This window comes from Leptotrichia sp. oral taxon 215 str. W9775, from assembly GCF_000469505.1.
Classification (GTDB): domain Bacteria; phylum Fusobacteriota; class Fusobacteriia; order Fusobacteriales; family Leptotrichiaceae; genus Leptotrichia_A.
Map to the genome: position 1 here is coordinate 163214 of NZ_KI272860.1, position 24137 is coordinate 187350.

A 24137-nucleotide genomic window follows, 5' to 3' on the forward strand; every position below is an offset into this window, starting at 1 on the left:
TATTTTATCCCTTATTATTTGGATTTAATCTATATCCCTTCAGCAATTCATCATTTTCCATTATAAATGGTCTTGCATTTGGCTGATCAAATTCCACATCATATTTATTCATCAGATAATCATTCAACTGACTACGGTTATCAAACTTTATAGCCTGAAAAGGTTCCTGGAATGCCAATTTCTCAATAAACATCAGTTTTCCATCTGAAGTTGGTACTAAAACTCCTACATGACCTATAAATAAAAAGTTTTCTTCAGGAGTAATCAGTGAGTGAAAAAACACTGAAACCAGTGAAATCTTACTCTCATTAGTAAATTTAATATTCTTTTTTGCCCAGTCTTCCTTTACTTTTTTCACATGAACTGACACATCTTTTGTATTTTCTGTATTTATTGCAGAAAATAAACTTTCAAACTGGTTTCTTTCACTGTCAGTAAATACTTTTATTGGAAAATTATTCAATGCATCTTCATCAATAAAAAGCTGCTCTGTATTTTTTATCTCAGATTTTCCTACTGAAATAAAATCCCTCATAAGTTCATATGAAGTAATTCTGCAGTTCTGACCTACAAATTTAGGACTTTTCTTACTCCATTGTTCCTGTATTTCTGCCTGATCATAAGTTGGACTTAGTTCTTCTGTTGTTTTAAATCCTTCTTTTACAAATGTCTTATTTTGTCCTATATTATTGAAATAATTTACACCTTCAAGAAAATCCTTTATATTTTTCTCTGAAACTCCAGCATTTTTAAGTTCCTTCTGAACTTCTTCCTGAGTTGCCTTATCCAATAAATTTGAATAGGTAATTTTCTTCAAATATTCATTTTTTTCTTCTTCAGATTTATTATCATTTTTAGTAACTTCTTTACTACTTGAAACATCGGCTTTTTCTACATTTCCTTTATCTGCTGTTTTTACTGAGCAGCTGGCTAGAAATATTCCGCATATCAGTAAAATTAAAACTTTTCTTTTCATTTTTTCTCTCTTTCCATTTTTTATATGATTTTATTTACAAATTGAGTTTACTACTTATTTCTTAGATATTACTGTATTTATTATTGCTTTTTTGTTTTATTGAACTAAATCCAGCCTGTCATTTACCTTGTCAATAATTTTTACTATATTTGTTAATACGTCTCTTTTATTATCAAACAGCTGAAATAAACCTCCAAATTTGTCTGCTTCTGGAAAATCCTTTAATTCTTTCTTATCTATACTTCCATTTTTTACTATATAATCTACAATATGTTTTACAAAGTTAATTTGGTCTGAATTTAGATTTTCGTTACTCAAAAATAGAGAGAACTCTTTTTCAACAGCTTTTCTATCCATTCCTATAATTTTTGAAACCATTTTTAACAAAGGAATTTTCCCATAAGTTTTTTCATATTCTTCCTTTGTTCCCAAATCTTCCCATAAAATTTTTTCTAAATATTTTATATCATACATTGTTAATGGAATATTATTCTTTAATTTCTGAATAACATCGTCATTTTTGTATTCATCAAGATATTTTTCCACTCGTTTATTGTACTTTTCAAACTTATTTACAATTTTGAAATTTTCTTCCGTCTCATGTTCTCCATAATCTACTATTTCATCTCTAAAATCTGTATAATAAATTTTTGTTGTTATTCTATCTAAAAGTATTACTAATTCCCTAAGTTCTTTTCTCACTTCTTCAAACTGAAACAAATCTGCATTTTTCCAAAATTCTTCTTTCTGAATTTTAGTTATTGTTTCCTTTTTTTTAGAAATTTTTTCTATAGTTCCTTTTTCACTAAGTTTTTCTGCTGTTTCTATCACTCTATTTTTAGCTCTTAAAAAAGACTTTTTTCCCAAATAGGCATTTTCAATTACATACATCTGATAATCAAATCTTTTTGACAGTTCCTCTTCTTCTGTATATGTTATGAGAGGAGCAATTATATTTTTTAATTCCTGTACATCTTTTTCATTAAGAGCTTTATAATTATCTAGTTTTTTATATTTATCAATTATTGCTCCCTTCATACGTACATCAAAACGATTATTATTTATATCTAAAATACTGGTAATGATATCATCTATTAAATTATTTCTATATTCAATTAGAGATTTTTCCTGGTAATTTAAATGCTGTAAAGATTTTATTATATCCACTTTTGCTCCAAATATACTCTCAGAAATTGATTTTGTAGTTTTTATTTCTTTACCATCAACATTCACTTCAAAAAATTCAAAATTCTTATAGCAATCAAAAATCATAAATCTTTCTTTATCAATTCCAGGCCCAAATAAGTCTTTACATAATCTCGTTCCTCTTCCTATCATTTGCCAAAATTTAGCTTTTGATCTTATTTTCTTAAAAAAAACAAGGTTCAGTATTTCGGGAACATCAATTCCTGTGTCAAGCATGTCCACTGATACTGCTATTTGAGGATATAAAACCTTATCTTTAAAATTATCAATAACATCATCTACAAATTTTATATCATGACAAACTGCTTGAGCAAACTTTCCTTTGTATTCAGGATAGAGTTTATTAAATCTGTCTACAATAAAATTTGCATGTCTTTGATTTACAGCAAAAATTATGGTTTTACCAAGTTTATCTCCACCTTCAACTTTTAGTCCGTTATTCATTAATGTTTTAATGACAAGATCTACTGTTTCCTTATTAAAAAGTGTTTTATTTACTTCTTCACTTGAAATTTCTTCTTTTTCTTCATCAAAAGTTTCTTCAAATTCTTCTTTTTCCTCTTCACTTAATTCGCTATATTTCAATCCATCTCTTACTATTTTCAATCCAACATCTATTGGCTTTCCATAATGAACTAAATAACCTTCTTCTATAGCTTGGTCTAACTCATAAGCAAATGTAGGATTATCATTTTCCAAATCAAATATTCTATATGTATTTTTATCTATATCATTTTTAGGAGTAGCTGTTAATCCTAATAAATTTGCATCAAAATAATCAAATATTGCCTGATACTTCTTATAAATACTTCTATGACTTTCATCCACTATTATCAAATCAAAATATCCACTTGTAAAAATTCTGCTTCCATCTTTATTTTTAGTTTCATCTATCGCATTCATCATTGTAGGATATGTGGAAAAAATCATTCTACTCTCTACATCATCCTTGTTATCTAAAAGATTACACAATGAAAGATTTGGTAAATATTCCTTAAAACTGTTTTTTGCCTGTTTTACTAAAGCTGTCCTGTCTGCAAGAAATAATATATTTTTCACCCAATTATATCTTGTCAATATATCCACTATAGATGCAGCAGTTCTTGTTTTTCCACTTCCAGTAGCCATTACAAGTAACATTTTTCTATATCCTTTTTCCAATGCTTCTGTAACTCTCACAACAGCTTCTTTCTGATAAACTCTGTTTGTTATCTCATCTTTTATGTCTGTACTTACATTCTTTAAAGGTTTTTTGTTTCCTCTTCTGAATATTAACTTTTCCAAATCTTTTTTACTGTATATACTAGACACTTGTCTTTCAGGATAATTCAAATCATCCCAAATATAATAATCTAACCCATTAGTAAAAAATATGATAGGTCTCACATCATATTTTTTTTCAAGTGCATCTGCATATTCCTTAGCTTGATTTTTCCCTATCAGAGGATCTATGTCTAACTTTTTTGCTTCTATTACTGCCAGCGGAACTCCATTATCTCCATAGAGTACGTAATCTGCTTTCCCTTTTCCACTTGGAGTTGTAATACCTGAAATTTCAACTTCCGGTATACAATCTTCTCCTATAGTCCAGCCTTCATTTTCTATAACCAAATCAATATATCTTTTCCTTGTTTCAGCTTCTGAAATTTCATCTATTTTGTATTCTCTTTCTTTTTCATTTATTTTACGCTTTTCTTCATTTTCCTTTCTCAATGTCTGATTTTCATTAGATAATTCTTCAAGCTTTTTATTAATTTCTGCAAGCTGTTTTGATAATTTATCTTTTTCAGATTGAACCTTAATTATTTTATCAGTTTCTCCAAGAATTGATTCGTCAAATTCCACATCTGAATAATATCTTGAATATGAATAATCAATCCATGCAGTAAATGAAAATAAATTTCTAAGACTTAAAACTGCCTCTTCTCTTGTTATAACTCTTCCGGAATGAACAGCCTTATTTCCTAATTGCTGTATGTAAGAAAGTAGACCACTCATATTATAAGGAAGTATATCTTTAAATTTTTTTCCTTTTATCAATGACGCTAAATTTATCTGTGGTGGCATTCTTAATTCAGCATCATTTGCATAAACCCACTTTACAGCAAGTTCCAATGCTTTCCTTACAAAAGTTACTGTTGCCGAATAGGAGACATTCATAAGTTGTTCTGCTTCTATACAGGCATCTGCAAATATTTTATAGCTGTTATCCTTTTTTAAAAATTCAAAGTTAGACATTTTCTTCCACTCCTATGTTTATTATTCTAAAATACTCTTATTCATTTATATATATTCAATTGGTAAGACAAGAATATCTTCTGATAAGTAAACTTTATTATCGTATTGGCATATAATTATCCCTGTTCCAATTTCCTTATCTATTTTTCCTTTGAGAACCGAAAAATTCTTTGCCATTTCTTTATCAGGTGATGCACTCATTTTAATTTCAATAGGATATATTTTTTCTGCTTCTTCTACTATCAAATCTATTTCTTTTTTATCCTTATCTCTGTAAAAATATACAGGTGGATTTATAATACCAGCATTAAGATAACTTTTTATAATTTCTGATACTACAAATGTTTCAAATATATTTCCAGCCTTAGCTCCATTTGCAAGTGTTTCAGGAGTTGGCCATTTTGTAAGGTATGCCAGCAATCCTACATCCATAAAATATATTTTTGGTGTCTTTATCACTCTTTTTAAATGATTATTAAAATACGGTTCCATTAAATAAATTATTCTTGAAGTTCTCAATACAGATACCCACCTTTTTACTGTTTCATTACTTACTCCAACTTCATTGGCAACTGCTCCATAATTTAATAATTCTCCGCTTCTCGAAGCTAAACTTATCATGAACTTTAAAAATTTACTTTCATCAGATATATTTATCAAATCCCTTACATCTCTTTCAATATACGTCTGCACATATGAAGAATAAAAAAACTCCCATTTCTTTTTGTCATTAAATACAAGTTCAGGCATGTATCCTCTATGAATTCTTTGCCATAAATCTGTGTATTCTGTTATATTTTTTTCCCTCTCAGAAATATATTCTTCATTAGGAATAAAAGGCTTATTAAACTCTATATTAAACTGTTCTCTTAAGCTTATTCCCTGAAGTTCTAAAATTCCTACTCTTCCTGCTAAAGTTTCAGAAACATTTTTCATAAGAACAAAAGCTTGCGAACCTGTCATTAAATACATTCCGTCTTCTCTATTCTCGTCAACTTTCATTTTCAAATAAGGAAATATTGAGGGTGCATATTGTATTTCATCTATTATTAATTTTTCAGGATTATTCTTCAAAAATAGTCTTGGATCATTAATTAGCTGTTCTTTTAAAATCGGGTCATCTAATGAAAAATATTTGTACTCTTCTCGAAACAATTCCTTAAAAAGCGTACTTTTACCAACTTGTCTTGGTCCTGTAAGCAATAATATCGAAAATTGTTCCTTGTATTCATTGATAACCTGTTCTATTGAACGTCTATAATATTTCATTTTTTCCTCCCTTTCGGCTAATTCAATATCTAATCTTATATTAGCCGAAAATGTCAAAAAAGTCAAGAAAAACAATATTTCTTTTATCAACTTTTTCAATAAATTGATAAAAATATATCGTTTTAAGTTGTAAAGAAACTTTAATTTATTTGTTTTCTCTACAAATTCTGCAAATTCATTTTGGAGCGAAAGTGGAGGCAATAAAACTCTAAAATTATTAAATTTTTCTTTTGATAATTCAATCTGGTTTGTTGAACCATTAACACATTTATTTATAAGATATTTTTGAATTATTGGTATTCTAAAATAATTCTTTAAATAAATAGAATTTGACTTCCATTGTTTCAACCTAAGCAAAGTAATGTGCGTATCTATAGTATAAATAATATCTTTTTCCTTATTTTTTATAAAAATATTAACTCTACCTAAAGTTCCTGTTCCTGTTGAATTAATTAAAATATCTTGATCTTGTAAAATTAATATATCTTTTTTATCTTCATGATATTTTATATTTTCAAATTTAATTTTTTCCCAATATATGCATGCTTGATTTATTACTCCTATTTTTGATTTTTCAACATATTTGGGAGTTTTTCCTCTCGAAACCAAACTTGCTATTTCCTCTATAAAAATCTTATCCCAACCTTTTTCATTCTTAATTGGATCTCCAAACATCTCTATAAATCGGGACTTCACTAATTCTTCTAATAAATTTATTTGATTTTTTCTCTTATTAATTATATCTATTATTCTATCTAAAATATTTATTACTTTCTTTTGCTCACTTTCAGAAATAAGTGCTATTTTTTCTTTTTTATAATCTTTGAAATATATATGTGGAATTGTAGCACCTGAAGAATATTTTGACAAATTCTTAGAAATTAAAGCATAATATAAATACTTAGTATCTAAAATTCCATTCGGAATTATATATTGCATTGTACAAATAACAGAAGATTTTGAAGGTAACAACATTATTCTTCCAACTCCTGCACCATCTTTTACTATTCCTATATATTCCTTATCTTGTGTATAAAAATCTACTTTTTTTATTAATCCACTTGCACCGTATATTGGATAAATTCCTTCATTTTTTTTTAAATCTTTTTGCGATATATTTGATGTTCTATTTTCACATACTTCTTCTAAAGTAATATATTTCATAAAATTTCCCTCCCTAAAAATCGGGATTTGAAATTTTTAACTTATCCAATATATTTACGATGAGAAATTTTTACATTATTCTGATTTACCATTGCATACTGCAAAGTAGTATCTATTTTTGTATGTCCTAACAATTTTTGAACTTGTTCTATTGGCATCCCTTTATCAATGGCTCTTGTAGCTAATGTTCGTCTAAATTTATGAGGATGAACTTTAGGAATATTTAATTTTTTTCCTAATTCTCTAAGTCTAATTTCTACTCCACTTATTTTTAAACGTGAATACGGTTTTAATAAACTGACAAATAATGCTTCATTATTATCTTTTCTGCTTTCAAGATATCTTGTTAAATGAATTTTTGTTCTTGCATCAAAATAGACTTTTCTTTCTTTATCACCTTTTCCTAAAACTATACATTCCCTATTTGCAAAATCAATATCTGATATATTAAGTTTTACTAATTCTCCTACTCTCATTCCTGTTGAAGAAAGTAAATCTATCATAGCAAGATCCCTTATGTTTCCAGAAAAGTCTCTTAATAGTTCTAATGATTCATCTGAATAAGTTTCTTTTATCAGCTGTCCCGTTTTTACTTTTTTGATTCTACGAACAGGACTTTTTAGTATATAATTTTCTTCTTCAAGCCAAGAAAAGAAACTAGAAAGAATTCTTCTAATGTTATCTATAGTTACTTTCCCAGCATTTCCCTTATTCTGATAATTTGACAAATACTCTCTTAAATCATTTGTATCAATATGTTTTATTGTTTTAGTAATTTTTTGAAACATATTCTGTATAGTTGACTGATAATATAAAATTGATTTTTCTGAACATCCTTCAATCTTTTTCGCTGCTAAAAACATTTCTAATACTTTTTCATTAGAAAGCTCTTCCTGCAGAGAAATATCTTCATTTTCCAAATAATGGATCAATACTTTATGCAAATGTTCCATTTGAGCATTGTCTAAAATTCCAAGCATTTTTTGTTCAATTTCAGTAATTATTTTTTTCATATAAATCATCCTTTCAATTATCTATATAATAAATTATACAATATAATCTATTTAAATAAATATTGAAATTCTGATTTATCAAACTCTTCTAGTTCTGTTTAAAAAATTTTTGCATTAAAGATTCATATAAATTCTCCATTTCTTTTAATGACTTTTCGGCTTCAAACTTTAATTTATTTGTTTTCTCTACAAATTCTGCAAATTCATTTTGTAATTTTATCTCTGGTAAAGATATTTTTAATTTTTTAAAATCGCTCATAATAATTCTTGGCATTTTTGCACCAGATACTTTCATTTTTAAAAACTTAAGTACCGATTCTGAGGTTAAAACATTAAAAAGATAAATTCTATTAACCTCATTTCTTGGAAGAATAGGTATTAATTCACTTGTTCCTATTCCCTCTTCTAAAGGTAATACAACTTTATTCAAATAAGGTCTTAATTTAGAATATAATACATAATTTTCATCGAATGCTATTATTGAAGTAGGTATTTCAAATTTAGTTATCATTTTTTTCTTTATAATTTTACCAGTATTTTGCTCTATATCTTCTAAATTTAATAACCAAATTAAATCATTACATTTCAAATATTTTGTTATATTTTTAGACTCAAAACTCGAAATTTTTTCCAAAAATTTCTGTTCCCAACCTTTTTCATTCCTAATCGGATCCCCAAACATCTCTATAAATCGGGATTTAACTAATTCATCAAATAAAAGTATTTGTTTTTCTCTTTTTTTTATCATATTTTTGATTTTATCTAATATTTCCACTATTGCACTTTGTATTTTTATTTCTGGTAAAGGGACATACGTGTTTTTTATTAAATTTGATACTTGTAAATTTTGTATCCCTGTTGTTTTATTATAAAATTTATGTACTCCTTTGTATTTATAATTATATAATAAAAATAACAATAAAAATCTACTATTTATTTTATTATCTTTAACTCTTAATGTCGTAGTAAAATTATTTGTTAAATATACATCATTAGGATCATTTTTATCGAAAAAAACAACTCTTCCAACAGGATTTAGATCAGTTCCACCAGATTTTTCTAAAATTATATCTCCATATTTTAATTTCTTCTTCTCACACTTTGTATATTCAATGTCTCTCAATGTAATATCTGAATAATCAATTTCTCCGTTATTAGTAAAATTTGTTGTTCTTATAACTTTTACTATATGTTGATTATTAACATCTGTAATTTCATTTCCCCATTCACCTGTGATTGGAGTTTCAATTAATTCAGCTAATTGGACTTTTCTATTCTCCATCTACTTCACCAACTTTTCAAGTTCTTCCAAACCTAATGTTATCTCTTTTTCTAGTTCTTTTATTTTTTTAATAATAACTTCAGGCTTTTCATAAACAATTTCTTCATATTCTATTTCCTTGTATTTATTTATTGATAAATCATAATCATTTTCAACGATTTCTTCTTTTGAAACAAAGAATGATTTTTCTGTTCTCTTTCTTTCATTTTCATTTTCTAAATTTGAAAATCTATTAATGATGTCCTCTATATCATTATCTTCTATTTTAGTTCTCTTATCATCTAATGAATATCCATCTGCCTGCATATCATAAAACCATACTTTGTCTGTTCCTCCAACACCTGTTTTCGTAAATAACAATACAGCTGTACTTACCCCTGCATAAGGTTTAAATACTCCACTTGGCATTGAAACAATTCCCTGTAAAGTATGATTTTCAATAATTTCTTTTCTTAACTGTTTGTGTGCATTACTTGTTCCAAATAAAACTCCATCTGGTACAATAACAGCACATCTTCCGCCTTTTTTCAATATTCTTATCATAAGTGCTAAAAATAACAGTTCTGTCTTTTTTGTTTTCGTTACTTTTAAAATATCATCTGCAACTGTCTCTGCGTCTAATGAACCTTTAAATGGAGGATTTGCAAGAACTAAAGTATATTTTTCCTTATCTGTGTTTAATTTTGATAGTGAATCTTTATAATCTATATTAGGATTTTCTATATCATGTAACATCATATTCATAGTACCTATTCTAAGCATAGTCGTATCCATATCATTTCCATAAAACATGTCATTCTGAAAATGCTTTTTTAATTCAGGAGAATTAAATATTTCATCATGATTCTTTCTTAAATATTCACCTGCTCCTACCAAAAATCCTGATGTCCCACACGCAGGATCAACTATTATATCTGTAGGTAATGGCTTAACAAGTTTTACCATCATATCTATAATATGTCTTGGCGTTCTAAATTGACCATTTGTTCCAGATGTTGCCAATTTTGATAGTAAATATTCATACAGATTTCCTTTTATGTCTCCTTCCAACTCTAAATTATTAATTCCTGTAACTATTTTTTCAAGCATTTGAGGAGTAGGAATTTGAAAAATAGCATCTTTCATATATCTTGAAAATGATGAACTATTATCTTCATTTAAATTTTTTATAAATGGAAAAACTTCATTTACTATTGTGTCGTACATTTCTTGTGCTTCAAATTCTTTAAAATGACTCCATCTTAAATTTTGCTGATTTTCATTAAAAATTATTTTAGGTTCTATCCCCAAAATATTTGCATCCATTTCTTCTCTTATTTGTTTATCATCTAATGATTTAATAAATATAAGATAAGTAAACTGTTCTATAACAGATAATGGATTCGTTATTCCTCCAGTCCAAAATGTCTCCCAAATCTTATCTACTTTGTTTCTCAATTCTCCTGTAATCATTTCTCAATTGTATGATAATATAAAAATTATATAAATATCATACTCTCCTTTCTATAGTTATTCTCCACTTTTAATTTATCTCAGTATAACAATACTAATCTAATTTGTCAATTTTCCCTCCTGAAAAATTTGTTTTACAACTTTTCAATAATGGTATATAATGAGGATAAAACAAAATACATTAATTGTAGGAAAGGAAGTAAAGATGAAAAAATTATTAGTTATCTTATCATTATTTATGGTATTCATGTTTGGATACGGTAATACACTTGATATTAATGTTGAAAAAGGTTCTAAAGTTCCTAATTTTGAATTAAAGGACTTCAGAGCACAAAAAGTAAAAAGCAGAAAGTTTTTCAATAGCAGCAAACCTACTTTATTTGTGGTAGCAGCTGAATGGTGTCCTGATTGTCACGAAGAATTGCCTGCAGTTCAGAAATTCTACGACGAAAACAAGGATAGAGTAAATGTAGTTGTGGTATTTATAAGTAATAGAAGCTCCCTATTGGAGGCAAGAAAATTTGTTGAAAGTAACAAATATACTTTCCCTGTTTTCTATGATTTTGACAAATCAATTGTAAATGGATTCAAAGTTAAGGGAGTACCATTCAACTTGAAAATAAGAAAATCTGTAATTGAAGATATTTCTGAAGGAACTATGTCTCTTGAAGGATTAAACGAAATGTTTATGGATTAATAAAAAATTTGGATTAAAAAAGTCCTAACAGTATAATTTTATATAATAAAATACAGGAATTATCTACATTTATAAAAACTAGGTAACTTCCTGTATTTTTATAAATATATAAGGAGATGGGAATATGAAAAAAGCGTACGAAATTTTAAACAATCCTTTTTTAAACAAAGGAACTGCCTTCACAAAGGAAGAACGTAAAAAATTTGGATTAATGGGGCTTCTTCCACCATATGTTCAGACTATTGAAGAACAGGCGGAACAAGCCTATGGACAATTCCAGAAGAAAAGTCCACTTATTGAAAAACGTCATTTTTTAATGGAAATTTTCAATACTAACAGAACATTATTCTACTACTTATTCAGTCAGCATGTTGTAGAATTTATGCCTATTGTTTATGATCCTGTAATTGCAGAAAGTATTGAAAATTACAGTGAATTATTTGTAAATCCACAAAATGCAGCTTTCCTTTCAATAGATGAACCTGAAAGTATGGAAGAGACATTAAAAAATGCAGCAGACGGGAGAGAAATACAGCTTATTGTAGTTACTGATGCTGAAGGAATATTAGGAATTGGAGATTGGGGAACAAACGGTGTTGATATTTCTGTAGGAAAACTTATGGTTTATACTGCAGCAGCAGGAATAAATCCTGAAAGTGTCCTTCCTGTTGTCCTTGATGTGGGAACAAACCGTGAGTCTTTACTTAACGATCCTCTTTACCTTGGAAACCGTCATAATCGTATAAGAGGTGACAGATACTATGATTTTATTGATAAATTTGTTCAGACTGTAGAAAAATTATTTCCTAAACTTTATCTCCACTGGGAAGATTTTGGCCGTTCAAATGCTGCAAATATATTAAATAAGTATAAGGAAAACATAGCTACCTTTAATGATGATATTCAAGGAACAGGAATTATAACACTGGCAGGAATCTTAGGAGGACTTAAAATTAGCGGTGAAAAACTTACTAATCAGAAATATATGTGTTTTGGTGCCGGAACAGCTGGTGCAGGAATTACAAGACGTATTTTTGATGAAATGGTTCAGGAAGGACTTTCAGAAGAAGAAGCATACAAAAGATTTTATATGGTAGATAAACAGGGACTTTTATTTGATGATATGGATGACCTTACACCTGAACAGAAACCTTTTGCACGTAAGCGTTCTGAATTTCCTAATGCAGATGAACTGACTAACCTTACTGCCGCAGTAAAGGCTGTACATCCTACAATTTTAGTTGGAACTTCTACTGTTCCTGGAACATTTACTAAGGAAATCGTACAGGAAATGGCTTCCTATAAAGAACGTCCTATAATATTTCCTTTAAGTAATCCTACTAAGCTGGCAGAAGCTACAGCTCAGGATTTACTCGAATGGACTGACGGAAAAGCTCTTATAGCTACAGGAATTCCATATGACCCTATTGAATTTAAAGGAATTACGTATGAAATCGGGCAAGCAAACAATGCTTTGATTTATCCTGGATTAGGATTGGGAGTACTGGCATCAGAAGCAAGAATTCTGACTGATAAAATGATTTCAGCTGCAGCTCATTCACTTGGAGGAATTGTAGATACTTCTAAGCCTGGAGCAGCTGTACTTCCACCTGTATCTAAATTAACTGAATTTTCAGAAACAGTTGCATTAGCAGTTGGAAAATGTGCTCTGGAAGAAAAACTGAATAAAAAACCTGTTGATGACATAGAAAAGGCAATAAAAGCTTTAAAATGGAAAGCGGAATATAATGAAATTAAAAAATAGGAGGGTTCTATGGCTTTTCTTACTTCACTAGAAAGTATACTTTCTATAATTTTAATTATTCTATTAGGATATATTTTAAAAGAAAAAAAATGGTTTGATGATGGTTTTAGCAGCAATGTATCAAGATTGATTATGAATGTTGCCTTACCTGCTTCTATTTTTGTTTCTGTCCTTAAATACCTGACAATTGAAAAACTTATTTCATTATCCGGAGGATTGATTTATACATTTTTATCTGTAATTATGGGATATATCATTGCATGGATAATGGTAAAAATACTTAAAGTTAAATCTGGTAGAAGAGGTACCTTTATAAATACTGTTGTTAATGCAAATACTATATTCATTGGATTGCCATTGAATATAGCGCTTTTTGGAAATGAAAGTTTACCTTATTTCCTAGTATATTATATAACTAATACAGTTTCTACATGGGCTTTTGGAGTTATACTTATTGAAAATGATAATCCTGAAAAAACTAAAACAAAAAAAGGATTTAATTGGAAAAAACTTTTACCTCCACCTTTACTAGGATTTCTAGTTGCCCTTATATTCCTTGTATTTAAAATTCCAGTGCCAGATTTTATACATTCTGCACTTACTTATACCGGAAATATTGTCACTCCACTTTCATTAATATATATTGGAATTGTATTATCAGATGCGGGATTAAAAAGTATTCATTTTGATAAAGATACTATTTTTGCACTTCTAGGAAGATTTATAATGTCACCTTGTATAATGGTCATACTAATAATTTTAGGAACAAAAATATCAGGAACAATGCCTGCACTTGAGAGCAAGACCTACATAATACAAGCTTCTGCTCCAGCACTGGCAGTGTTACCTATATTGGCAAACGAGTCAAATGGAGACGTAAAATATGCAACAAATGTAGTCACTACAAGTACTGTATTATTTGCTATTGTAGTTGCTGTCATAACAAGTTTATTTAAATAGTATAAAATGTAATTTAAACTGACTGAAATAAAGCAAAAAATTAAGAACATATCTTTTAAATTCATATTTATCAAGATATGTTCTTTCTATTTTCTCTTTTTTAATAATAATGTTTTGCATTTAACATTTTCTCAGCCTTTTTGTAATTTGGCATATAATTTTCCACGTAATTGTAAAATCCTTTTCCATGATTAGGATATTTCAGGTGTGCAAGTTCATGTAATACAACATATTCAATCTCAAATGGAGTTCTTTTTACTAGTTCTGTATTAAGATTTATATATCTTTTATTATAGTTACACGATCCCCATCTTGTCTTCATTGGCTTGATTGACAGATGTTCTATACTTTCACCAAGAATTTTAAGCCATTTATCCACAACATCAGGAAATAATTTTCTGGCACATTCAAAATACCATTTATCCATTATTTTCTTTTTATTTTCAACATTTTCACTATTTGTTACGAGTAATATTTCATTAGTTTCCCTGTTCAAGCTTACTCTGTTTACATTTCCTATTCTTACTTTTAAAACATACTCCCTACCAGCTAATTTATGTATTTCACCAGTTATATATTCATACTCCTTCTGCTGTGATTTTGCATTTTCCACCTTATTCAGCACTTTTTTTATCCATTCTTCCTTTGAACGTATAAAATTTTCTATGTAACTGCTATGCAGATTTAAAGGTGCTGAGATATAAACTTCCATATTCTGATTTATCCTCAGGTTTATATTTTTTACTTTTTTTCTATGGATATCATATCCCAGAATTTTTTCTATCTTCATTTGTTACCTTTCTGTTTTTCCTTATAATTCTCTATTTCCTTATCCATTATTGCAGAAATATTTATCCCCATCGGGGCATTTTTTAGAAACTTGTCATACATTTCAGGATTATTTTCTTTACAGCTTTTAAAAAATAATATTATATTTTCCTTTTTCTGAAGTCTTACGGCATAATCATCTTCAAGAATAATAAATAATGTCAATTTGTCAAATTCATCATTTTTTATAATCATTCTTGTGAAAAACACTGTCTTTATTTCATCCAGTCTGAAATAAATTTCCTTTTTTGAGAATTTCATCAGATATGTATATATAAATTCCCCTTCCAGTTCCTCCAGCTTTTCAAATTTCAGCTTTATTTTTTTATGCATTCTTCTTATCAGAAAATATATAATAAAGTATAAAAGTATAAAATTTACTATTCTCATTATGACCTCTCTCTGATATTATTTTGAAAAATAAATAACTCCAAACAATGTTTTCATATCGTTAGATTTCTCAACAATATCCTTTACATTTATCCATTCAACTACAATTTCTTCCCCTTCATCCAAAGAAAGTTCTTTTGGTTTTATCGAATCTGACTTCAATCTTGCACTGAAAAAGAAAAGATTTTCCGTAGTGTATCCCGGAGAAACAAACAGTCCCTTCTTAAGTTCTTCAAAATCTGTAATATCTTCCTCAGTATAACCAGTTTCCTCTCTCAGTTCCCTAAATGCCGCTGTTCTTGGATCTTCTCCCGCATCTATAAGTCCTGCAACCACTTCAAGAGTATAATCCTTCGGTCCCGGTCTAAACTGCTTTACAAGTATTACTTTTTCCTTTGTTTCATTAAACAGTACAAAACATACTGCATGTGACTTATCTAAATATTCCAGTGTTATCCCTGTTGTAGGATGTATCATTTTTGCACCCTTTAAAAATCTGAAATTTTCCATTTTGTATTCCTTTCTTTTTACAGTTATTCTATTAAAATATACTCTCAATCACATTCAATCCCAATTCTTTTGCAAACTCCCTCGCCAATTCCATAGCCTTGTCTTCCATTTCCATGAAATCATGCGTATCAGAGCCTATTATTGTACGAATATTATATTTTGCAGCTATTTCCCAGAATTCCTTATATGGATACATATATCTGTCCCAATCCGGATGTCTCACTAATGTCTTTCTTATTCCATTGGCATTTACTTCTAATGGAACATCATGTTTCTCAGCCGCCTTGCATATCATATGTGCCGCTTCAATACAGCTTTCTGTCCAGTTTCTATAATTTACCATATATAAATCAGGATGAGCTATATAATCAAAATTTCCTGATTCTATTGCTTCCACCATATATTTTCCATATGCCAGCACATGACTATCTTCCTTAATATTCCAGGCATTATAAATCTTGCTTTCCCCTTCAATTCTGAAGGCATGAAGTCCCAATATGAGATAATCCAGCTTCCCTTTAAGTTCCTTATAATATTCCTGCCATTCAGGAAAATATTCTATTTCAAGAGATTTGTATATTTTTATTTTATCTCCGTATTTTTTCTGAGCTTCTTCTATTTCCAGAAGATATTCCTCAAGTTCTTCTATTTTCATTCTGTCCTGATAATAATCAGGTACAGGTGAATGGTCTGATATTCCCAGTTCAGAATATCCCTCATTTATGGCAACCTTTACATAATCTTCTACATTTCCAACGGCGTGCCCACATCTATAATTATGTGTATGAAAATTTGTTTTCATTTATTTATCCTTCCATATTTCTTATTTCATATTTTAATACTTATTACTAAAAGTATAAATATATTATACTTTTTCCTATCTATAATTTCAAGATATTTTTATCTTTCTTTCAATCCTTTCATATTAAATCCATATATTTTAAAAGAACTGCCTAAAGATTACAGATACACTGACTTTAACCATAATTTTTAAAATCAGTATACTGTTTTCCCTAAAAACAGTTCTTTTCTAATAAATTAACTATTAATCTAATGTTATATTTTCTAAACTTTCATCATCCAGATCTGAATTTTCTGAATTTTTCTTTTCTTCTGCCATTCTATTGGCTATTATTACAAACGGTGTCCATATAACAAATGCCACAAATACATTAAATAATGAAACTATTGCAGCCATTATTGAACCTCCTGTTGCAAAGAATGCATATATTCCTGGAGGTAGAACCCATGGAACTACAACATATACCGGTGGAATTAATCCTATAACTGTTGCTGTATAGGCAATTATTGCACACACAGTTGGAGCCAACAGGAATGGAATTATGTATATTGGATTCAGTACTAACGGAATTCCAAATATTACAGGTTCATTAATATTGAAAATTGCCATTGGAGTAGATAATTTTGCAACTGTCTTATATTCTTTTCTCTTACTGAAAAGATATATTGCAAAAATTAATGCTATTGTTATTCCTGAACCACCCATTTGCAGATACGCATCAAATGATCCTCTTGTCCATATATAAGGAAGATCTTTTACTGCTCCACCCTTTGCCATATGTTCTACGTTTGCAAGTAATGCCGGCTGATAAATTCCGTCCATTATCGGAGCCAGTACATTGTGGCCATGCAATCCAAAGAACCAGAAAAGCTGAACAAGGAATGAAAGCAATACTACTGAGAACATACCTTGTGATAATCCAAGCAATGGTGCCTGAATATATTTTGCTATCAGATCATTTAATGTACTTCCTGTTGCCGCCACAATTACATGTGATAATATTGCACAAACGTAAATTGCCACAACTCCTGGAATGATTGAAGCAAATGCTTTGCTTACTGCCGGTGGTACTGAATCAGGTAATTTAATTGTAAGTTTACTCTTCATTAGTTTTGAATATATTATTGTAGAAACAAGTCCGATAATCATTGCAGGAAATAACCCTTTTGCACCAAGATAGTCTACATTTATGAATCCCCATGAAGAAACTGCCTGTTTAACTCCGTTTACTTCAGCTTCAAAGCTTGCTTCCTGAGGCAAAAACGCCACAAATGATGCAAATGCAACTAAAGCTCCTGCCACCGGATTCACTTCATAGCTTTTCGCTACATTATATCCTAGAGCTATTACAAATGCCAATGATAATATTGCTATTGAGGCAAACCACACTATACCGTTTATGTTAATTAACGGTGTCATAAGCTCTACAAAGCTGTCCTGTCCCCAACTTCTAGGTAAATCTCTAAAAAATACGTTCAGCAGCACTGCTATTGAACCAACCATAGTAATAGGCATTATTGCAATGAAAGAATCCTTAATAGCTACAAGAAATCTTTGTGATGCTATTTTTGCCGCTTTTGGAACAAATTTCTGTTCCATCCAGTCTGTAAATTTTTTCATAACGTCCTCCTTTAATTTTTATATTAAAGTATACCCTATTTTTATGGAATTTCAATAATAAAATATTAGATTTTTACTAAATATTCAAAATAATCCCTATTCTGTGCTATAGTTACTTCTCCTCCATGTCCTGGATATGCCACTGTATCTCCTGGAAGTTCAAACAATCTTTCTATTGATTTTTTCATGTCAGCCCTGTTTCCTGTAGGCAGGTCAGTTCTTCCATAATTTGCTTTGAATATTGTATCTCCTGACATAAGTATTTTTTCCTTTTCATTATAATAACAAACTCCCCCATGAGTATGACCAGGAGTTTCTATCACTTTAAATCCGAAAACTTCATCTCCTTCTTTCAGTTTGATGACCTTTATTTCCTTTGCCAGTTTAAAGTCCATATCTATCCACAGTGTCAGCGATAAACTTGAATCATATAAGAAATCATAGTCTTTTTCACTTATATAAACAGGAACATCTTTATAAGCTATTATTTCAGGTATTCCTATTATATGGTCATAATGACCATGTGTAAGTAAAATTCCTGACAGATTAAACTTCTTTTCATCAATATAATTTAACAGGGAAGACATGTCAAATCCTCCCGGATCAACAATATAGCAGTCTTTTCCGTCATCCACAACATAACTGTTCCCATTAGTTTTCTGATTCATAAATAATTCCACGTGCATCTTACTCTCCTCCTTTTGAAATATGCACATCCACTTGTGGATATGGTATTTCAATATTATTCTCATCAAATTTTATTTTTATTCTTTCATTCATTCTTAGCTGTAAAGTAAAATAGTTTTCACTTTTAGTATACACGTATACACAGAAAATAATTGCCGATTCTGCCAGTGCAAGTACACCTATTGTAGGTTCAGGGGATCTCAGTATCAATTTATCCTGCCCTTTTATTTCCTCATCTATAATTTCCCTCAATACCTTCTTAACCTTTAAAATATCACTTTTATATGATACTCCTATTTTAAGATCCAGCCTTCTGACCTTTTCCTTTGTCATATTTCTAAGTTCATTACTCGTTATCATTCCATTTGGAATTATAACCTGTTCATTTTGAGGTGTTTTTATTCTTGTATAAAAAAGTTCTATACTTCTAACTTCCCCTATATAGTTTTTGAACTCTATCATATCTCCTACTTTAAAAGGTTTAAATGTTAAGATTATTAATCCTCCGCAAATATTTCCAAGAGTTTCCTTAAAAGCAAATCCTAGAACTATTCCTGCCGCTCCTAGAAACGTTGTTATTGATGACACATTAATACCTAAAAAACCAATAAGTACATAAGTCAGAACAACATAATAAAGTATCGAAAATGCTGAAAGCAGGAAAGAAGACACACTTTTATCCATCTTAGCCTTTTCCATTATAGATTTTAACATTTTGTCTACATACTTTTTCAGCATTCCTGATATTTTTAATGCAACTAATATTATTGCAATTTTTAATAAATTTGTCTGTAAAAACTGAGATAAGTTTTTCCACTCAAAAAATTTTTGAAAATTTTCCATTCTAAGTATCTCCCCATATTCTAAAAATTTACCTATACATTAAATCTGAAATACATTACATCTCCGTCATTTACAACATACTCTTTACCTTCCAGACGCATTGCCCCTTTTTCCTTTGCACCTTGCCATCCATTATATTCAATGAACTTTTCATAAGCTACAACTTCTGCCCTTATAAATCCTTTTTCTATATCAGTATGAATTTCTCCTGCACTTTTCTGGGCGTTTGTTCCCTGTTTTATAGTCCAAGCTCTTACTTCCTTTTCACCTGCAGTAAAATAAGTGATAAGGCCAAGAAGCTTAAATCCTCCTCTTATAAGTCTGTTAAGACTAGGTTCAGTTATTCCAAGTTCATCTATGAACATCTGTCTTTCTTCTTCATCTTCTATTTCTATAAGTTCAGCTTCAACCTTTGCTGAAAAAGTAACTACTTCACTATCATGAGAAGCGGCAAATTCCCTTACTTTTTTTACATAATCATTTTCTACTTTATTAGTCAGATCATCTTCAGAAATATTAGCTGCAAACATCATAGGCTTCAATGTAAGGAACTGGTATACTCTTATCAGTTCAGTTTCCCTTTGGGTAAATTCCAGCGTCTTTAACAGTTTAAAATCTTCCAGATGTTTTTTACATTTTTCAAGAACTGCAAGCAATTCTTTTCCTTCAGCATTTCCACCTCTTGCAAGCTTACTGTTCTTTTGCAGAGCTCTTTCAACAGTATCTATATCTGCAAATATTAATTCAGTATTTATAGTTTCTATATCCCTTATAGGATCCACACTTCCTTCAACGTGAATAATATTGTCATCATCAAAACATCTTACAACCTGACAGATTGCAGCAGTGTTTCTTATATTGGATAAAAACTGATTCCCCAGTCCTTCACCTTTTGATGCTCCTTTTACAAGTCCTGCAATATCCACAAATTCCACAGTTGCACCTAATGTTCTCTGAGGATTTACTACTTTTTCCAACTCCTTAAGTCTAACATCCGGGACACTTACCAGCCCCACATTTGGTTCTATCGTCGCAAACGGATAATTTGCCGCCTCCGCATTCTGAGTTTTTGTTATTGCGTTAAACAATGTTGACTTTCCTACGTTAGGAAGCCCTACTATACCTATTCCTATCATTTATCAGTTTGTATTGACAGTTTAAGCTATATTGCTTTCACTGCATACATCTCCTTTCCTTTATTTCAGTTACTTATAAATTTTTTTATTTTTTACATTCATTTTATCATAATACTGACTTTTAAATTTACTTAACCTTAAAGTTCCACACTTTTTTCAAGTTTAGTTAAAATCTTAATAAGCTTCCATTTTTCCTTGTCAGTCGCCTTAAAAAGATAAGGAATATCGAAAACAGGCACTATCCACATATCACCTATATAACGGTAACTGTTTCCTACCATTTCTTTTATATCTTCCTTTTCCTTTATAAAACTTCTTGTAGGATTTTCTCCCACCGTCACTATATATGAAGGATTCAGCAATGCAATCTGACCTGTAAGAAAATCCCTGCATTTGGAAATACTGTTTTTTTCAATAATTTCTCCTCGTGAACTGCATTTTGTCAAAGTTGTAAAATAGCATTTTTCCAGATTAAGCTTTGCATATTCAAGAAATTTCATAAAATATTCTCCATTTTTATCTGTAAGAAGTTCATTTCTATTATCTTCTTCTGTACTTATGCTATCCATTACAAACAGTATTTTTGCCTCTTTATTTCCCTTCCCGGCTACAGGATTTTTCCTTACTCTTTCCAGAGCACATTTACTGCATATTTCTATTTCCATTTCCAAGTCATTCCACATTTATTTTCAACCTCATTTATCTCAATTTCAAATGTGATACATTGTTGTCTCATTTTCAGTGACTATTTCTATTTCAAGGTTACTTCTGTTTTCCCTCTCAAGAATTTCATGCAAAGTATTATACGCAAGTTCCGGAGTATTGTTATCCTTACTTATATGCATCAGATAAATTTTTTTCAGTTTATCTGACATTACTTGAGAAATCAGCTTTGAAGCCTCTGCATTAGACAAGTGCCCATTTCTTCCCTTTACCCTGTTTTTCAGTTCCCAGTGATATGGCCCTGTCATAAGCATATTATAGTCATAATTACTTTCCACCACTATTACATCGCTATTTTTAAAGTTTTCTTTTATTATGTTGTTTGTACACCCTACATCACTTGCATATGCCAATTTTTTATTATCATATTCAAAAGTAAAGCCGAGACACTTTTCAGCATCGTGCATTACTTCAAAGTTATTTACTGTGCATTCTTCAAAGGATACCTTATCTTCCCTCAGGAAATTTATATTTTTAGGGTCTATTTTCCCTATCTTTTCCCTAATCATTCCATAGGTAATTTCATGAAGATATATTGGAATATCATACTTCCTTGAAATTACTCCCAGTCCCTGAATATGATCTGAATGCTCATGTGTTACAAAAACACCATCTATGTCTTCTATTCTTCTTCCTATATTATTTAGTTTTTCTGCAATTTTTTTTCCACTGAATCCGGCATCAATCAGAAATTTCTTTTTTCCCATTTCTATATAACTTGAATTTCCGCTGCTGCCACTTCCTAAAATTGAAAATTTCATTTTCCTGTGTTTCTCCGTATTCTATAAATTTACCTCAAATTTACTGTATATTAGGATTTACTTCTCCATCTGTCTTATTATACAACCATCCGCCCTTATTATTTCTTACTGAAACCACACTATTTGAATCTTCTATTCCCTTTTCCAGATTCCCTGGAATAGCAAAAAGTTTTTTTTCTCCATAAAAAACATCAAAGGAATATTTCCCGTCAGGACTTTTAATATTTTCCAGATTATTTTCATTTCCTGTTAATTCAGGAAAAAATCCTGTCCTGGATTTATAATTTTTTATGGCATTTGAAAGTTTTTCTGTTTCAACTTCAATATCTGCCTTTATTATTACTTTTGCCTTTTCTGAAAACAGATGAACTGAAATAAAAAACGATATAATTGCCATTATTACAAAAAGCGTCGCTCTTCCAATGACATTTTTCAGTGTCTTATTTGCATCTTTATTGTTATTATATAGTGCCATATCTCTTCTCCATTTTTAGTTATTCCTCTTTTAACCCCATATTTAAACTGAATTTAATACCTTCACTATATATTTTTCTTTTCTATATTATAATTTTAAATATTTTCTCTAATTTATTTTTTTCCCTTAAAAATCGAAGGTCTCACAACTGTTTTTACCCCTTTAGGAACTGTCAGTTCTATTGTTAAAGGACCTCTCTTGACATTTATCCATCCAAGACCGGAAATTACCAGATCTTCATTTTCTTTAACTGTTGTTTTAAACGTAACAAATTCATTTTCAAAATACTTTTTCTTTTCTTCACCTTTTAACAACTCAAAGAAATCTCCCTCTAACAGCTCTTTAACTCTTTCTTCTTTTGTAAGATGAAATTTTACATTTTTTGAAGAATATGCAGAGAATATAGGTTTATATCCTGTTTCTTCCTCTGTTTTATTTACAATATTATTTTTCTTTACCTTAAACCAGCAGAAAGCATCAAACATAAATACCTGACCTTCTTCAAGTTTAAAAGTCTTTCTAGATATTTCACCTGCCGGAACAAGTTTTAACCCTGTTTCTACGCTTATCATATCTGACAGACGTTTTTCCTTTGGTATAAGTCCTGGAGTATCTGTTATTGTTATATTTGTATCAGGTATTTTATTATTTATGGATTTTAACGTTGTTCCTGAATATTTTGAAGTTGTTATTTTATTTTTACCTAACAGCAGATTTATAACTGAAGATTTTCCAACATTTGAAACACCAAGCACCACTGCCTTTACTTTTTTATCAGGGAAAATACTTTTTATTTTTCTTATTACTCCATTTATTCCATATTTACTTTTTGCACTTATAAATGCAATATTTTCAGAAACAATATCCTCCTCGGCAAGCCTGTCCTTTATCCAGTCGGCTATTTCAGTCGGATGCACAAATCCTGGCAATAAATCTGTTTTATTTACTAGGACTATTGACCTGTAATCCCTTAAATAATCCAGGATTTCCTCAGTGAAGGATCCTTCAAAATCTATTATATCAAATATCGGAAGAATTATATCAGATTTTTTTACACTGTTTAAAACTTCCTTTGAATAATCTTCACTTTTAAAGTTATTAACTGAATTTTTCCCGTAATTTTTTATTTTGAAACATCTCTGGCAGAGTAAATCCCCTTCCATTATAAATTTTTCTTCAGGAACATATCCTTCCTTCTTTTCATCTTCAAATTGCAGTTCCATTCCGCAACCTGTACATTTTTTACTAATCAAAATTTCCTCCAATTATTTATATTTTATATCTTCTGTACTACTATATCCTACTTACTTACGCTAGAAAATATCATATACACTTTCTCC

General features: G+C 29.6%; 21 protein-coding genes. 3 read left to right on the top strand and 18 right to left on the bottom strand.

Going from position 1 to position 24137, the window contains the following annotated elements:
* Positions 1 to 4 precede the first annotated feature (4 nt).
* The 6 genes from HMPREF1984_RS07695 to HMPREF1984_RS07720 form a co-directional block, all read right to left on the bottom strand.
* On the bottom strand, positions 5 to 976 hold the full coding sequence (locus tag HMPREF1984_RS07695) for a DUF4300 family protein (RefSeq protein WP_021767393.1): 972 nt from the start codon (positions 974 to 976) through the stop codon (positions 5 to 7).
* Between the two features lie 96 nt (positions 977 to 1072).
* Entirely contained in the window at positions 1073 to 4420 is a 3348-nt protein-coding gene (locus tag HMPREF1984_RS07700) for a DEAD/DEAH box helicase family protein (RefSeq protein ID WP_021767394.1), read from the bottom strand.
* A gap of 45 nt (positions 4421 to 4465) precedes the next feature.
* On the bottom strand, positions 4466 to 6853 hold the full coding sequence (locus tag HMPREF1984_RS11205; protein ID WP_021767395.1) for a DUF4143 domain-containing protein: 2388 nt from the start codon (positions 6851 to 6853) through the stop codon (positions 4466 to 4468).
* A gap of 41 nt (positions 6854 to 6894) precedes the next feature.
* Positions 6895 to 7866 (bottom strand): site-specific tyrosine recombinase/integron integrase, encoded by a 972-nt coding sequence (gene xerA, locus HMPREF1984_RS07710; protein ID WP_036100189.1) that lies wholly within the window; start codon positions 7864 to 7866, stop codon positions 6895 to 6897.
* Between the two features lie 88 nt (positions 7867 to 7954).
* Positions 7955 to 9148 carry a restriction endonuclease subunit S gene (locus HMPREF1984_RS07715; protein ID WP_021767397.1) on the bottom strand — a complete coding sequence of 398 codons (1194 nt, stop codon included), beginning with the start codon at positions 9146 to 9148 and terminating at the stop codon, positions 7955 to 7957.
* The gene (locus tag HMPREF1984_RS07720) at positions 9149 to 10585 is read right to left on the bottom strand and encodes a class I SAM-dependent DNA methyltransferase (RefSeq protein WP_232219696.1); all 1437 of its coding nucleotides are present in this window, start codon (positions 10583 to 10585) and stop codon (positions 9149 to 9151) included.
* Positions 10586 to 10805: 220 nt separating this feature from the next.
* Here HMPREF1984_RS07720 and HMPREF1984_RS07725 point away from each other — a divergent pair, with 220 nt between their 5' ends.
* The 3 genes from HMPREF1984_RS07725 (at position 10806) to HMPREF1984_RS07735 (ending at position 14022) form a co-directional block, all read left to right on the top strand.
* Positions 10806 to 11297: a TlpA disulfide reductase family protein gene (locus HMPREF1984_RS07725; RefSeq protein ID WP_036100192.1), complete on the top strand. Its 492-nt coding sequence runs from the start codon at positions 10806 to 10808 to the stop codon at positions 11295 to 11297.
* Between the two features lie 124 nt (positions 11298 to 11421).
* Positions 11422 to 13062: a malolactic enzyme gene (locus tag HMPREF1984_RS07730; protein ID WP_021767400.1), complete on the top strand. Its 1641-nt coding sequence runs from the start codon at positions 11422 to 11424 to the stop codon at positions 13060 to 13062.
* Between the two features lie 9 nt (positions 13063 to 13071).
* On the top strand, positions 13072 to 14022 hold the full coding sequence (locus tag HMPREF1984_RS07735; protein ID WP_021767401.1) for an AEC family transporter: 951 nt from the start codon (positions 13072 to 13074) through the stop codon (positions 14020 to 14022).
* 100 nt (positions 14023 to 14122) lie between these two features.
* On the opposite strand, the gene HMPREF1984_RS07740 is transcribed toward HMPREF1984_RS07735, so the two are convergent.
* The 12 genes from HMPREF1984_RS07740 to yqeH all read right to left on the bottom strand — a co-directional run bounded on the left by HMPREF1984_RS07740 (position 14123) and on the right by yqeH (position 24050).
* Positions 14123 to 14812: a M48 family metallopeptidase gene (locus HMPREF1984_RS07740; protein WP_021767403.1), complete on the bottom strand. Its 690-nt coding sequence runs from the start codon at positions 14810 to 14812 to the stop codon at positions 14123 to 14125.
* Positions 14809 to 15240 carry a hypothetical protein gene (locus tag HMPREF1984_RS07745; protein ID WP_036100195.1) on the bottom strand — a complete coding sequence of 144 codons (432 nt, stop codon included), beginning with the start codon at positions 15238 to 15240 and terminating at the stop codon, positions 14809 to 14811. Before HMPREF1984_RS07745 ends, HMPREF1984_RS07740 begins: the two co-directional genes overlap by 4 nt.
* A gap of 18 nt (positions 15241 to 15258) precedes the next feature.
* Positions 15259 to 15750 carry an NUDIX hydrolase gene (locus HMPREF1984_RS07750; protein ID WP_036100283.1) on the bottom strand — a complete coding sequence of 164 codons (492 nt, stop codon included), beginning with the start codon at positions 15748 to 15750 and terminating at the stop codon, positions 15259 to 15261.
* A 31-nt stretch (positions 15751 to 15781) separates the two neighbouring features.
* Complete coding sequence (locus HMPREF1984_RS07755; protein ID WP_021767406.1) at positions 15782 to 16552, bottom strand: histidinol-phosphatase; 771 nt, start codon at positions 16550 to 16552, stop codon at positions 15782 to 15784.
* Between the two features lie 243 nt (positions 16553 to 16795).
* Positions 16796 to 18172 (bottom strand): PTS sugar transporter subunit IIC, encoded by a 1377-nt coding sequence (locus HMPREF1984_RS07760; RefSeq protein ID WP_021767408.1) that lies wholly within the window; start codon positions 18170 to 18172, stop codon positions 16796 to 16798.
* 65 nt (positions 18173 to 18237) lie between these two features.
* Positions 18238 to 18858 (bottom strand): MBL fold metallo-hydrolase, encoded by a 621-nt coding sequence (locus tag HMPREF1984_RS07765; RefSeq protein ID WP_036100197.1) that lies wholly within the window; start codon positions 18856 to 18858, stop codon positions 18238 to 18240.
* Between the two features lies 1 nt (position 18859).
* On the bottom strand, positions 18860 to 19702 hold the full coding sequence (locus HMPREF1984_RS07770; protein WP_021767410.1) for a mechanosensitive ion channel family protein: 843 nt from the start codon (positions 19700 to 19702) through the stop codon (positions 18860 to 18862).
* A 32-nt stretch (positions 19703 to 19734) separates the two neighbouring features.
* Complete coding sequence (gene ychF, locus HMPREF1984_RS07775; RefSeq protein WP_021767411.1) at positions 19735 to 20838, bottom strand: redox-regulated ATPase YchF; 1104 nt, start codon at positions 20836 to 20838, stop codon at positions 19735 to 19737.
* Positions 20839 to 20975: 137 nt separating this feature from the next.
* Positions 20976 to 21521 carry a uracil-DNA glycosylase family protein gene (locus HMPREF1984_RS07780; protein WP_021767412.1) on the bottom strand — a complete coding sequence of 182 codons (546 nt, stop codon included), beginning with the start codon at positions 21519 to 21521 and terminating at the stop codon, positions 20976 to 20978.
* Between the two features lie 27 nt (positions 21522 to 21548).
* Complete coding sequence (locus tag HMPREF1984_RS07785) at positions 21549 to 22322, bottom strand: MBL fold metallo-hydrolase (protein WP_021767413.1); 774 nt, start codon at positions 22320 to 22322, stop codon at positions 21549 to 21551.
* 40 nt (positions 22323 to 22362) lie between these two features.
* Positions 22363 to 22797, bottom strand: a complete 435-nt coding sequence (locus HMPREF1984_RS07790) for a hypothetical protein (protein WP_021767414.1) — start codon at positions 22795 to 22797, stop codon at positions 22363 to 22365.
* 113 nt (positions 22798 to 22910) lie between these two features.
* Positions 22911 to 24050, bottom strand: coding sequence for a ribosome biogenesis GTPase YqeH (gene yqeH, locus HMPREF1984_RS07795; protein WP_051314490.1), 1140 nt, complete (start codon positions 24048 to 24050; stop codon positions 22911 to 22913).
* Positions 24051 to 24137: the final 87 nt, after the last annotated feature.